This window comes from Halorubrum sp. SP9 (genome assembly GCF_005435015.1).
Lineage (GTDB): Archaea > Halobacteriota > Halobacteria > Halobacteriales > Haloferacaceae > Halorubrum > Halorubrum sodomense.
In genome coordinates this window covers 1-13,557 of record NZ_SGXU01000022.1, presented here as the reverse complement: position 1 = coordinate 13,557, position 13,557 = coordinate 1, and the positions used below count along the sequence as shown (strand labels likewise).

General features: G+C 54.6%; 10 protein-coding genes, 2 pseudogenes and 1 CRISPR repeat array (1 of these 13 only partly in view). Of the genes and pseudogenes, 10 read left to right on the top strand and 2 right to left on the bottom strand.

Translation table 11 applies throughout. The features are described from left to right. Positions 1-1,291: direct repeats of the CRISPR family, unit length 30 nt; unit sequence GTTTCAGACGAACCCTCGTGGGGTTGAAGC; it reaches 2,539 nt to the left of the window's first position. Positions 1,292-1,452: 161 nt separating this feature from the next. Both EXE45_RS12160 and EXE45_RS12155 read left to right on the top strand, forming a co-directional pair. After that, positions 1,453-1,854 carry a hypothetical protein gene (locus EXE45_RS12160; protein WP_137694487.1) on the top strand — a complete coding sequence of 134 codons (402 nt, stop codon included), beginning with the start codon at positions 1,453-1,455 and terminating at the stop codon, positions 1,852-1,854. Further along, positions 1,851-3,641, top strand: coding sequence for a DUF4097 domain-containing protein (locus tag EXE45_RS12155; protein WP_137694486.1), 1,791 nt, complete (start codon positions 1,851-1,853; stop codon positions 3,639-3,641). The genes EXE45_RS12160 and EXE45_RS12155 overlap by 4 nt, the downstream gene beginning before the upstream one ends. 213 nt (positions 3,642-3,854) lie before the next feature. Here EXE45_RS12155 and EXE45_RS21335 read toward each other — a convergent pair. Beyond that, a pseudogene (locus EXE45_RS21335) lies at positions 3,855-4,111 on the bottom strand (IS5/IS1182 family transposase); the annotation flags it as partial. A gap of 344 nt (positions 4,112-4,455) precedes the next feature. Next, positions 4,456-4,776 (bottom strand): phage repressor protein, encoded by a 321-nt coding sequence (locus EXE45_RS12150; protein ID WP_137694502.1) that lies wholly within the window; start codon positions 4,774-4,776, stop codon positions 4,456-4,458. Between the two features lie 360 nt (positions 4,777-5,136). On the opposite strand from EXE45_RS12150, the gene EXE45_RS12145 reads away from it, so the two are divergent. The 8 genes and pseudogenes from EXE45_RS12145 to EXE45_RS12110 form a co-directional block, all read left to right on the top strand. Beyond that, positions 5,137-5,436, top strand: a complete 300-nt coding sequence (locus EXE45_RS12145; RefSeq protein ID WP_137694485.1) for a helix-turn-helix transcriptional regulator — start codon at positions 5,137-5,139, stop codon at positions 5,434-5,436. 222 nt (positions 5,437-5,658) lie between these two features. Next, positions 5,659-6,162: a hypothetical protein gene (locus EXE45_RS12140; RefSeq protein ID WP_137694484.1), complete on the top strand. Its 504-nt coding sequence runs from the start codon at positions 5,659-5,661 to the stop codon at positions 6,160-6,162. After that, positions 6,162-6,506 (top strand): hypothetical protein, encoded by a 345-nt coding sequence (locus EXE45_RS12135; RefSeq protein ID WP_137694483.1) that lies wholly within the window; start codon positions 6,162-6,164, stop codon positions 6,504-6,506. The genes EXE45_RS12140 and EXE45_RS12135 overlap by 1 nt, the downstream gene beginning before the upstream one ends. Positions 6,507-6,580: 74 nt before the next feature. Further along, positions 6,581-9,460, top strand: a complete 2,880-nt coding sequence (locus tag EXE45_RS12130) for a plasmid replication protein RepH (RefSeq protein WP_199233621.1) — start codon at positions 6,581-6,583, stop codon at positions 9,458-9,460. Then, positions 9,453-10,079, top strand: coding sequence for a restriction endonuclease (locus EXE45_RS12125; protein WP_137694482.1), 627 nt, complete (start codon positions 9,453-9,455; stop codon positions 10,077-10,079). The genes EXE45_RS12130 and EXE45_RS12125 overlap by 8 nt, the downstream gene beginning before the upstream one ends. Before the next feature lie 288 nt (positions 10,080-10,367). Next, a complete protein-coding gene (locus EXE45_RS12120; protein ID WP_137694481.1) occupies positions 10,368-11,447 on the top strand; it encodes a hypothetical protein in 1,080 nt (359 codons plus the stop codon). A gap of 273 nt (positions 11,448-11,720) precedes the next feature. After that, on the top strand, positions 11,721-12,797 hold the full coding sequence (locus EXE45_RS12115; RefSeq protein ID WP_137694480.1) for a PH domain-containing protein: 1,077 nt from the start codon (positions 11,721-11,723) through the stop codon (positions 12,795-12,797). Between the two features lie 397 nt (positions 12,798-13,194). Then, a pseudogene (locus EXE45_RS12110) lies at positions 13,195-13,557 on the top strand (hypothetical protein); the annotation flags it as partial.

The following is a 13,557-nucleotide window of genomic DNA, read 5'->3' as shown; positions in this document are numbered from 1 at the left end:
CGTCGACGATCGTTTCAGACGAACCCTCGTGGGGTTGAAGCTCGATAGTGCCTGGATTTCCCGACCTCCCGTTCCTCGTTTCAGACGAACCCTCGTGGGGTTGAAGCGAGACGAAGGCCGGGAGCGGCTCGGGTGCGGGCTAGTTTCAGACGAACCCTCGTGGGGTTGAAGCACGCAGGGAGTCATCGCCCGGGCGACGCGATCTCGCGTTTCAGACGAACCCTCGTGGGGTTGAAGCTTCTTCGAACTCGTCTAGGTAGAGTTCCTTCCGCTGTTTCAGACGAACCCTCGTGGGGTTGAAGCCAATTAACAGGCCGCTGCGAATGCCTCGCAAGCGTTTCAGACGAACCCTCGTGGGGTTGAAGCCGCCTGAAACGATTGCTGGTATATCGACGTCACCGTGTTTCAGACGAACCCTCGTGGGGTTGAAGCCGAGGCTCATCGGCTCCCCTCCGCGGTCAGGTCAGGGTTTCAGACGAACCCTCGTGGGGTTGAAGCACGGGGAGCGAGCCCGAAGCGCCTGATCCACCCGAGTTTCAGACGAACCCTCGTGGGGTTGAAGCTCGCAGCTCGTCAGCGAGATCGACCGCTGGAACGTGGTTTCAGACGAACCCTCGTGGGGTTGAAGCCGGGCGGCGAGCGATGGGGGTGGAGAATGAGCGGCGTTTCAGACGAACCCTCGTGGGGTTGAAGCACACGCCGGAGGTGCGCGATGACTGACGCCCGCGGTTTCAGACGAACCCTCGTGGGGTTGAAGCACGCGGCAACTACCGATACGCGACGGTCGTCCGGGTTTCAGACGAACCCTCGTGGGGTTGAAGCTCGAACCGTACGCGATGGATGAACTCGAATATGAAGTTTCAGACGAACCCTCGTGGGGTTGAAGCTACCACGTCAAACTGGTGGAAGGTGGGACACACCTCGTTTCAGACGAACCCTCGTGGGGTTGAAGCTCGCCGTGTCCGTCGCCAGCTGTAAACTGGACGTGTCCACGGGCTCGTTTCAGACGAACCCTCGTGGGGTTGAAGCGCTCCCCGAGGAACCACTCTGTCGTGGTCGAACCGGTTTCAGACGAACCCTCGTGGGGTTGAAGCCAACAACAGTCACAGCGAAACGGGCAGGGCGGACAGGTTTCAGACGAACCCTCGTGGGGTTGAAGCACGCTCACGATGCGCTCGCCCTCCGTATCGTTCTTATTTCAGACGAACCCTCGTGGGGTTGAAGCCGAGGAAATGCGCGATTGGCTTCAAGAGATCCGCCTGTTTCAGACGAACCCTCGTGGGGTTGAAGCGAGCAAGACGTCGAGTTCCCCCCCCCATGTTCGATCCGGTCTCAGAAGAGCCCTACATGTCGAGATAGGGGCCGTAAGACCGAAATATGGCACTGTAGCCGATTATCATGAACGTCAAATATCAGTACCAGATTTAAATGCTTAGCAGATAGTGACTTGGTATGGCTGGAGTTCAACCAATCTTTCTTGTTATCTGTTTCCCGGTTCTTGCGATAGGACTCCACGAACTGACCCACCTAGCAGTCGCCCGGATTGCTTGCCCGCTTTCGATTGAACAGACCTCATGGGTCCCGTTCCGACTTCGTCTTGATTTTAAGAGACTGCCGGCAAAAGCCACACTCCGGATGATTGCACTTGCCCCTCTATTTGTCGGCGGCGGGGCTGCTGCCATCGCTATTCAAACCGGTATTTGGCAACAGATTAAAATCGCCGATCCGTACTATCTCCATCGTCTTATGATAGCGTACTGGTTCCTCTATATCATTCCCAGCCCTGTAGATATTCGACTAGCCATCTGGCCGTCGGTAGAAGACACAAAGCATGTTCAGGTGAATCCACAATGAGTGGACACTCAAGTAATATGTCCGTAATAGACGACAATCGTGCTGTTTCGACAGTAATCGGGGTCGTTATTTTGTTTGGGTTTCTGATCCTTGCGCTCTCACTATACCAGGTAGAAATCGTTCCACAGCAGAATGCAGAGACCGAGTTCCAACACTCTGGAGAGGTCCGCAACGATCTTGTCGAGCTCAGAGCAGGTATTCTACAAGCCGGGAGCATCGACCAGCCACAGTATCAGACGGTTCAGCTGGGTACTGCCTATTCGACCCGCACGTTCACAGTAAATCCACCTTCACCAGCCGGAACCATACGTACGACGGACCCATATCCAATCACGATCTCGAACAACAGTGGTACACCTGAAGGAACAATAACGATTCCAACGCGATTTATTGAGTATCAGCCTGGGTATAACGAGCTTGATCGCTCTCCGATGTGGTATGACGCATCTGTACTCTACCTCGATGCTCGTGAGGAGGGGGGTGGAATCGCGGTGATTGAAGATCAAGCCCTCGTCGATAACGGTAAGGTACAGATTACGGCTCTACAGAATGAGTTTCGCCGAAGTGGGACCGGCCAAGTTACTCTTGAACTCCGCCCAGCTGAGAGTGTCACTGGTGAAATTCCAGAAGGTGATCTCACTGTCACTGTCCCGACGCGGTTGAGCGATGACGAGTACTGGGGCGGGACTGATATTCCAAACAATGAGTACAGTATTACGGACGACACAAACGACGATGGTGTCTACAACCTGACGCTTGATACAACCACCAGCAACCTGACTGTGGATACAGTTGGCGTACAGGAAGCACCAGAGAACCCGACTCAGAACGATGCTGCGCGCGTCGGTGGCAGTGGGAGTGGTAACAACGACGATGGTGACAATGATGATGGCAGCACCGGTGATCCACTGCCAGCTGGCGCTGTCGCGTTTAATGACCAGAATGGTGACGGTCTGTATAACAACAATGAACCAACCTACACAGAATCAGAAGCAGCACAGTTGGACGATCCCGTTGACTTAGTCATCGAAAAAGACATCATCAGTAATAAAATTGATATTGGAACCCAATCAGTACAATTGAAAAATGGTGCGAGACTAGAGACTACTAACGAACTGAAACTTGATGTCAGTGGTAATATCGACTTACAAGCGGGCACCATTGATAGCGAAAATAAAATAACGCTGAAATCCAGCAACGGCGGGATTGACGCTCAAGAGACAACGTTAGAAAGCAAAAATGAGATGGAAATAACTGCTAGCGGGAACGTCGATCTTACCGGCGCCGCTGTGGACAGCAATAACAAAATCACGGTAACAGCGTCGGGTGCTTTTACTGCCCAAGACGCGACCTTAGAGAGCAAAAATGAGATGAAAATAACCGCTAGCGGGGACGTTGACCTTACCGGCGCGACTGCGGACAGCAATAACAAAATCACGGTAACGGCGTCGGGTGCTGTCAACGCTCAAGATACAACGCTAGGGAGCGATAACGAGATGAAAATAACCGCCAACGGTGGCGATATTGATCTCAGTGGTAGCACAACAATAAGCAATAACAAAATAACACTCACCTCTTCGGCTGACATTGACCTGCGAAACACAGCAATTCAAGCACAGAATATCAAGGCCTCGCCTGCGTCGTCGGGGACCCTGTTTGTCAATGATAATGGAGGCACTCGTGCCGATGGAGGCACGTACATTGAAAAGAAGAATGGGAAGGCCAGCGATATCTCACTACAACAGGGGACAGTGGATGGAACACCTGAGAAAGGGCGTATCAAGTGATTGCTTCGGGTGAGATACGACTGACAGACCTAATGAACTTGTGACCGTTTTCCACAGAGCCTTACCGATATAGCAAGACATCAGAGACCGTCGAGAAGCATGCGAGAACCCTCAGTAAACCCGTTCCGTTTTCAGCATTGAAGTCGATGATTTCCACAGCTGGCGGCCCCGAATCTCGGAGAAAGCCTGAGTATCAGACTTTCGTGTGAGTTCTTACAACTCGCTGTGCCAGTTCCGAGAGCGAATCTCGTCGACCTCGTCCTCCAGCACGAGAAATACTGTCTCACTCATTGAGCGCTAATTGGTGACTTCGCCGTCAATTCTTGCGTTGTACGCCTTCTTGAGTGTATTTTGTTCACAGTGTTGATCGGTGATCGGGTTGACGTATCACTACAGGCTTCACGGAGGTCGTTCTACGTGTACATCCCGTCAGCCCACAACTCCCGCAAGTCTTTGACGTTACACCGAAACCCATAGCAGAATATATTCGTTATAGGTTTTCTTTTTGTGAGATTTTAACCATAATGGTCCGTGTGTCGAGAAGATAGTGCTATACACGGAACCGCAGTAACCCTATGTGTTCAAATTGGTGCGTATCTAGCGAATAATGGGTGAATGCGGACCCTGACTACCGCTCCACGGACGCAACGCCAACCAGCGGCTTACATCGCTCGGCCAAACAAGTGGGACTAATCGTGCCCGTAAAGCCTAAGCCCACTTCTCCAGACTTGTAGCACCGCTCAAAACTAACCACCAAATGATTAATTCGTCAAACTGGGTCTTCACGAGACAAACGGCCGCATCAGGTTACACCTCAATTCGACTCATCAGAAACGTCCTCGGGGCTACTGGCGTTGAGTTCGTTTGTATCGTCATCAATATAGCGCCAGTCTTGAGTGTCTAGTCGGCCATCAAGATACGCTTCTCCTTCATCGGTGATGACGTAGATCCCGTTTCCGAGATGTTTGAGGAGCCCTTCTTCAGCAAGTTTCTTACACCGACGACCGATGTACTGCCGAGAGTAGTGAATCGGTCCACTCTTTCGCATTTCCTCGGGAGAACCGGAGTCATGCTCTGATAGGTACTCTAGTACTCGATCATCAACCAGTGTCATCCAGTCTCCCGAATGCCTCATATGGTACCTATTGTTTCTACTGGCCCTAGTAGACACGATTAGAACTAAAGAACACCTGCGTAAACTATAAGTTCTATACGCACCTCTGTGTTTCTACGGAGCCCGAATGACGAACCCTCGGCTCGCGATGAAATGTGGGATCCCGGCCGCGGTGTAGTAGCACCAGGCCGGGTCGGGTTCTGTGCTGGATCACAGAACCATGCTGACGATAGCAACTGCGGGGCTTAAGCCCTGCGTGACACGAGAGGGATATCCTCAACTAGTAACAAGCGGCAGCGCAATCCAGGTTGCCGCGACTGAACGCAGCAATACAACCAGTACTGGGGTAGCTAATCCCAAAACAAAACAGAGGTGGCTCGCGTGAGCGCGACGACCGACGGCGACGTCGTCGCTGGGCTCACCGCCTTCCAGCGTGACCTCCTCCGAGCGCTCGCGAAGACTGACGAACAGAGCGGGCTCTCACTGAAAACAGATCTCAGAACCTACTACGGCGAGGAGATCAATCACAGCCGCCTGTACCAGAATCTGGACGAACTCGTCGCGCACGGACTTATCAAGAAACGCCGACGCGACGGACGCACCAACAGCTACTGCCTCACTGAGGCGGCAACCACTGCTCTCGAAAACCGCGACGCGTGGGTGAGAGGTGAGACGGCGTGAATCGCACCCAGCCACCGTATATCCGCTTTGACGCTCGCGAGACCCTCACTGGCGAACTCGGTGAGATCACCGTCCAACAAGCGGTCGAGGGGCACGTATGATGAAGAAGCTCTGGCGGTGCCGCCAGTGCGACCGGCTCGTCAACCGATTCGTGAACGGGTGGGTCTGCCCGCAGTGTGGGTGGTACTGTGGCCAATCGATTGCCAGCGCGAATCGGGGGCCATGAGCCGGGACAGTCAGCAGCCCGCCGACGCACCACCAAGTCCCCTCACCGACGAGACCATCGCAAGCCTCGATCAGCTGTCGCTTGCGTCCACCTCAGGGGCGTGTCAGCACTGCGGGCGCTCGGTCACGGAGGGAGATGAAGTCGTCGCATACGTCCACAAGCCGGCGGATCAACGCACCCACGTGGTCGGTCACTGTGTGTGCGCGCACCGTGAACACCGACAACAGGAGGTGTTCACGCTCGGCGTTCACGAGCTACTGGTTGCCGGGCGAATCGGACTCGCCTCTGACACCGCGACGCAGTCGACATGGCCGGTTCTCGTCGAGCCGGTCCCACTCGGCGTGAGCGCACCAGCAACGACGACCATCCGCTGGCTGCCACCCGAGACGCCACTCGCCGAGCAGGTTACGCCGACAGCGACCCAACGGCAGCGACGGCGCGAGGCCCGGGCGCAGGTGACTGTCGATGGCCACCCACCGAAGACAGAGGGGGATGACTAATGCGGTCGCCACACCGCACCGACACCACCCTTCGCACAACGACTGATCGCCACCCGACGCGCCCACCAACCCGACAGTCAGCGACAGATACGGACGCCACCCACGCGACGATCACGCATCTTCGGCGTGCGCTCACCGCGAGCATCGCCGACGACGTCGCCGGAGTCAGGGCTGCCCTACTACGAGCCGCGATGACAGTCGATGGGACACGGTATCCAGACATCGCGGCCGCGATTCGGACGGCCGGCGATGCTGATCCGGACTCGCGGACGGTTCGTCGGTACATCCGGCAGCTGCTCCGGCGGCTTGTCGCAGTGGTCAACTGCTGGGAGCCATCCAAGTGATGCCGGCCGAGAATCAGGCCCAGCGCGGGCGGCCACAGCCCACTAGCCAGGGCCATGAGCGTGGCGTCCATCTCGTGGGTCCGACCACCCGATACGATACCGCTGGCATCCGCTGTTCAAATGTCTCGCCACGGTTGACAGAGTGGGTTCCGACTGTCCTCGAAGAGCTTCGCGAGGCAAGCATCGATACAGTCCGGGCCCAGGCGAGTCACACCGACGCGTGGCGTGCGAGTACGTCGATACTCGACGAGACACTCCCCGAGTGGAATTCCTTGGAGGACACGTGGGACGACGCGACCGCGGAGGCTGTCGCGTACACGCAGGCCATCACCGAGCTTGCGCTTGCCGACCGCCACGCAGCCACCACCTCGCAGATTCGCGAGCGGCGTCACAAGTCGCTGATCGAGACCGTCGAGTCAGTTGGTACCGGCCGCGGCGCGGTCAACGCCGGCCTTGGAGCGCTCGCGAAGGGCCCGGTTGCGCTTCATTGCGAACTTGATCCCACCCCACGAGCGCTCACGTTGGTGCTTGATGGCCCGGCGTGGACCGAACTCACTGACCGACGGACCGGCGTCCGCGCACTCGCGGCGATCGCCGTCCTTGCGGATGGGTTCGACGTCCGGGTCGTCGCCTCGCCGGCACTCCAGCGGGAGCTCGCTCGCCGATACCCGCAGTGGAGTGCGGTCCATCTCGGTCTTACTGACAGCCGGGATCGGTCCCCCCACCAGGGACACCGCAGTGCCGATGAACCACTCGGCCCCACCAACACCGTAGAGTCGGCATGGGAGTCACTCACTGAACTCGCGTCAGGACCCGGGAAACGCCGGTTGCTCGGCGCGTTACACGCTGAAAGTGGCCGCACGTACGCCGACCTCACGGACGATCCCGACCTCAACATCGAGCGCGGGACGATCGGTCGGTATGTTCTCGACTTGGAGTCGCGAGGGCTGGTCGCGATCGACCGGCGTCGGAAACACAACACAGTCACACTCACCGAGCTCGGCGAGACGGCTGTTAGCGAGTGTCTCACGGCCGATTGTGAGCTTCACCATCCGGAGCAGACTCAGTTGGGCCGCAGTCTTACCACGACCACTCACGAATCACCAAGTACAGTGTCGCCCCCGCGGGAGGCCTCGGGGACCACACCAACAGCGGTCGAATCGTGGCTCGCGGCGACCGGTGACGCCGACGAGGGGTACGTCAAGGAGATCGACACCCATGACGCGGCGGCGATTCACCAGCGATTCACCATCCCAGCAGAGCGTGGGGCGGTCACACTCGTCGACGACCCGGTTGAGCCGTTCGACGATGGTCGGGTGAGCTACCTCAGTCACCACGATGAGGAGTGTCTCGCGATCGTCCAGTGGGGCGGCCCGCTCGCCACCCTGGGACGTCTCGCGGGCGTCTTACTCAGCGACACGGCGCTGTCGGAGATCCTCACGCCAACGCGTCTCGGCGAGACGTTCGCGAACATCCACAGTGGCACCGGCGAGATCACCGGTTCACCCGGTCGGACGCTGCGTCGTGGGCAACAGGTCGGCTGGTTCAGCGAAGACGAAGAGGTGTACGCAGCGTGGCGTGACCGAATCGAAACCGTCCGCGACACGCATCTCGCTCGCCTCAGTGCGCTCACCGACAGCACCGACAGTGCGGCCCGTGGGGAGATGTTCGAAGACCTCCACGGGTTGGTCGCGACGGCAACCCAGCTGTACCACGCTGCTGGCGTCGATCTGACGCTGACGGTGCGGTTGCCAGACACCGAGCCACTCGCTCAAAACGAACGGAAGCGAGCCGAGCTCTGTGACTTCATCCGGTATACGGTGCCAAAACAGTCGGTGTACGGGATCCACGCCGGCTACCGGATGTTGTTCGAGAGACGGCCGGCGAAGCTGAAGCGACGGCTGCCGTACGACGTCGAGACCGGCGCCTCGATGGAGTTGACCGCGTCGTGGGTCATTGCGGGGCCGACGGCGACAACGCTCCAGACAGCCATCACTGATGCGCTTGGCGCGGAACTCGACACGCTTCGAGGGGCGATCGCCAGCGGCGACGAACAGGCACCGACACTCACCGTGCCTGTTCGCGACGGTACGACATACGCGTCGATCCGTGAGATCGTCGACGAGCTCGCAGAGGTGTACGATACTGGGTGGACGTCGCGTGTTCGGCGTGAGATTACCCGGTTTTGTCTCCGGTCGTTCGGTCGGGATGTTCCGCATCGAGCGAGCCCGTACGACACGGTCACCTGTTTGGTGCGGGCACTCGACAATCCGCGCCACAAGTGGGAGCCAGCAGTGCTCAAGGCGGCGACAACGCTTCCAAGCAGTCGGTTCCGCCCAGACCTCTCACCAACGGCGACAAAGCTCTATGCGGCGCTGCTACGGGCAGCAGAACCACTTGGGAGACAGGAGCTCATCAAGCGCGCCGATATCTCGGCGAGTAGCTACGACCGCCGTATTGGAACCGTCAGCGAGCTCCCCTCTGTTCGACCGACAAGGGTCGACGGCCACCGCAAGTGGGATGCTGTAACCCAAACGCTAGGGTGCGGAAATCCGACAGAGCTACACCCACCCCGACAAACCTCCAGCAATCCTTCGGCAGGAGGCCATCGCTGCGTCGCGTCGACGGCCAAGATCTACGCTCTGGGAGAGCAGCCACTATTGACCAGTCTTCGGAGCGGAGGGGTCCAGACCACGCTCACCTCGGGGCCACTGACACACCGAGAGTGCGGGAACCACCGCCGCAGAAGGGCCCTTTGGCGACCCATGGGCCAGCAGAGAAGATTACACCGAGAACCACACGCGGTGGCGGCTAGGTATCAACCGACCAGTCTCGATGCCCTGAGCGCACCAGCTACCGCGATCCTAGAGGGTAGTCCTATCAGTCCCGGTGCGAGAAGCATCGCTCGCGAAATAACCACGCACGCAGCTACACACCACGCAACCAATGATTAGAAGACACAACCGCGACGGCCCAGTATGGGAAGACGCAGAGATCGACGAAGCAGATATGATCAATGGGGTCCCCCATCTCACCGCAGTGGAATACGAACGAGAACAGGAGTTCAAACAACACATCATCTCGCTACTCGAAGCATACGACTGGAACGTAGACACGGAAGTGTTAGACGATGAGCGAAGGGGTCGCGTAGATATTGTCGCGGAACACCCAGCCGTCGGCTGTGTCGCAATCGAGGTCAAGCGGACACGTAACTACACGACGCGGCACATCGCCGAAGGATTCGCACAGATATTGAACTACCGGTCATACACGTACAGCGATCACGATATTGATTATTGGGCGTTAGCGCCAGGCTTTGATGGGGAGATCCGTCCGTACAGGAATCGTAGAAAGCGTCACATGCAGGTGCGAAACATGTTCCGGCGGACTCTCGCTGAACTCAAGCTTGGGATGCTCTCTCGCCGACGAGAGGCAATTGCCTTCGGGAAACAGTTGGACTGGTGCATCCCTCTGCGTAATCCTGAGACGATGACCGAAGAGGAGCTAGACACGATTAACGAAAAGATCGCCAGTCGTGAGTGGGACGCAAGCGAGTATGATCCGAGACGGTAGGCGAGTACAGTAGTCAACTTAATGTTAAACTTATCCAGAACAGATACTTTGGGGCATTAAGACTCAATACCACACTCAATTGTAGATTAAGCCACACCGACCGAAGGACTAATTCTTAGTCGTAGTATGTCCGCCAGCGACTAAGAGGCGTATATGTTTCACCCTTTAGAAGTAAGAATAATACACCTGATATACTACTGATGTGTTATGCGAGATCAGGTTGACAATTTGTTCACCTACTATCGAGGTCCGTCGGCCCGTTCAAACGGTTCTGATATGGGTCGACAATTGGAGGACAATGCGACTGCCTCGCTGTTGAAGGTTGTATCTGAGGTCTCAAAACCAAACCGCAACCCAGAACTTGCTAAGTCAATATTAGAGACTCTATCCGGGAGAGAGATTGAGGGGTTCGGTGAAGGTCGGATAACGTGTGATGTTCAGCAGACAGTGGGTGAGATTCCAACACAGAATAGGGAGATCCACCTTATTGGTCTGTCGCCTTCCAATAAAGAGCTCACAGATATTAACTTAGATACGGATTCCCCGAGCGGCGGAAGAGTCGATGGTGTTGTGGAAGTCGACGATAATCTAACACTTGTCTTAGAAGTGAAAACACAAGGAGATAATCTGAATAGAAGTCAACTACAAGGGTATGCGAATTCGCTTGGTATCACCCCCACAGAGTACAATACAGCAACATGGGCTGAGGTTGCGAACACCGTCTCTAATCTCACTAACCAAAATTCCCACCCAGTTACAGGCTTTCTGTTGGATGAGCTCTACGAATTCATTCGACTCACAACACTGAATTACACACTTACAACGGCCCATTGGGAGGAGAATGGGGAGTACAGATATAGTCCGATCACACTCCGCTATGGTGAGTCAATGAATCGACGGACTGAGGTAGCAGATGCTGATCCGGAACCACCGCAGATACAGATTGAATTCGGAGCTGGACATCATAACTCAATCGCGTTCTCCCGGTCCGAGTGGCAGGAAGTGATCAACCAGTTCCCTGACCGGATTAGTAGAGCGTTCGCAGAGGGGAATTACGAACCTTTCTTAGATCTGATGCGGGAGGAGGGACGGACAGTCCTCGCTAAAGTAGGTGATCCAAACGGGGTGCGAAAAACGATTGAAGCGAACCCCGATAAAGACCGAATCACCTTCCAATCTCGCACATCAAAGACAAATAGCCACTATCGTGGGCGGCCAACTATTCACCAAACTGACTTCGAAAACCTATATTCACCGTCCAAAACACCCGATTTCGGCGAAACCCCTTATCTTACACCAGGTGGCGAAATAGCTAGGGCGCTATTTATTGAGGGGGATATTAGTGCGGCATCACCGGTCGATCTCTAAGTTCAGTCTGTCTAAGGTTTAGATCCCTTGTCGGCATTGTGAATGACCTTTAGCTACCGAGTACATTCGTTCTCTGGATCCTGCGTGATCAGACAGATCTACTGCGAATTCTACCACATATTATTTGGCAGGAAGTATATCAGAAATAATGTTAGCTGAATTCCCGTCGAAAATCAGCTAGAAGAGTTTGGAAATTAGTCCCCCGGTCACGACGCGACCTACGGACCACCGGCTAAATTTATATCATAAGTGAACGAGCCATCGGGATATACAATGAATGACGACTGGGGAGTTGACGATATTTTAGATAAAGCAAACCATTCGTCAGTCACGCATCAACGACTAACAAGGACAAAGAGGGGTCGAATTGGCCTGTTTCAAAGGGTGGGCCTTCTACGCGGATGGCTCTACAACAAGCCGTTCATAGACTATCTTGAGGAGGGTGAAATTGTCGACTACTTGTTTGTCAGCTCAAACCCAGTAACGGAGTTTACTGCCGGGCAACAGACCGAATTAACTCCAAGAAGTGGATACAGTTCAATCGTCGCAATAACAGACGACCGCATCCTGCTCCTCATCGCGCGAAAACCGACCAACAACAAAAGAGAGATTCAGTACAGCAATATTGAGGAATTTAAAATCGAGCCAACATCCAACCTTTCTATCGATACAAACCGTGGTGGGAGCCCCAGTGAACCATCTACGAGGCTTAGGTTTGAAATTGAGACACCACATCGGACGATACACTGGTATTCGGGACCAACACAATCGATCAAGATCAGTGAGGTCACTGAGAGACTGGGTCCTACTTTACAAAAACGCTCAGCAGGTAGCGAGTGGACCAATAGGGACCTCTGGATAGAGGCTGTCAAAGAGTACCGAGAAAAATTAGACGAGTACGAAAGGTGGCAGTCTGAAGTTTCCAATCGAGTTAGTAACGCTGAAGATATCTCAGTTACCCAGTCGCGTCTGGAAAACATATGGGAACAGCTCAATCCTAATGAGCAACCCCATTACTACACAACAGGCAAACGCCACGAGCATAAGATAACCAGATCACGTGAGCAGAGTCCTGTAGAGGTATCAAACCACTCATGGGCAATATTCTCAGATCACCGAATCTTGATTCAAAATAGTTCGACTAGTTATGAGATAGAGTATTCAGATATCCTTGAGTTTTCAGTAAATGAGCGTTCTCGAGAAGTAGACGAGACTATTAATAAGGTGAATCAACTGGATATTCAAACTCCTAATGAGTACCATATCCTGGATATTACCTCACTATCCCAATCTCAAATATCGAATTTAGTCGCGTTTATTGATGATAAGATAGAGGATTTGAGAAGCTAATTTATTCAATTTTTTTGGGATGTGTGTCAAATCCAATAATATATCGAGCACTGACATCAGCAAGTTCCTTGACAAGCTCTCACCCAAACATTTCTAGACACCGGTGGAAAATCGCATAAGAGATTCCAGCCACACCGTCAGCAGATCATAATCTTGGCCCGCAATCAGTGAAATATTAAGCTGACTCCAAGGGGCTTCATCCAACAGCCTAGGCAAGTTTCCATTCTCAAAAGAGAACACGGTCGACCTCTTCATACTAATTGGTGGAATAGAGTTAGCTGAGCAGTTCCAGACGTATGATGTTGACAGCAATGTAGTCCTTAGCGGAGACTAACAACAAGAGACCCTCGACATTAACAACAGTAGTTTTTACCTTTGCTGTGCGCAAATCCAGATAATGGCTGATAAAGACGCTGGGCTCTTCGACTCTGCCCCAGAAGCTGTTTTCTATCTGGTTTCCGACGGTCAAGCCGTTGAAGACCTAGCAAGTGAGATATCGGGTGATTTAGACGACCAACCTGGCGTCCAAGCTACACTCAATCTATCCCGTCTGGCAGAATCAGGGGTCTTTGATGAGTTGTTGAACCAAGCGAAAGTGGGATCGAGATGGGGAAAGGACCTCTCTGCCGTCTACCGAGAATTTCTACAGGAACGTATCGATCAAGTCGATGAAGCAGCTCTCGTCGACGAATTTGAGGCTCAGTTTAGCCGGTACGATGCTGATCCATACGGGTCGGGTGTCATCGGTGATGCGATGTCA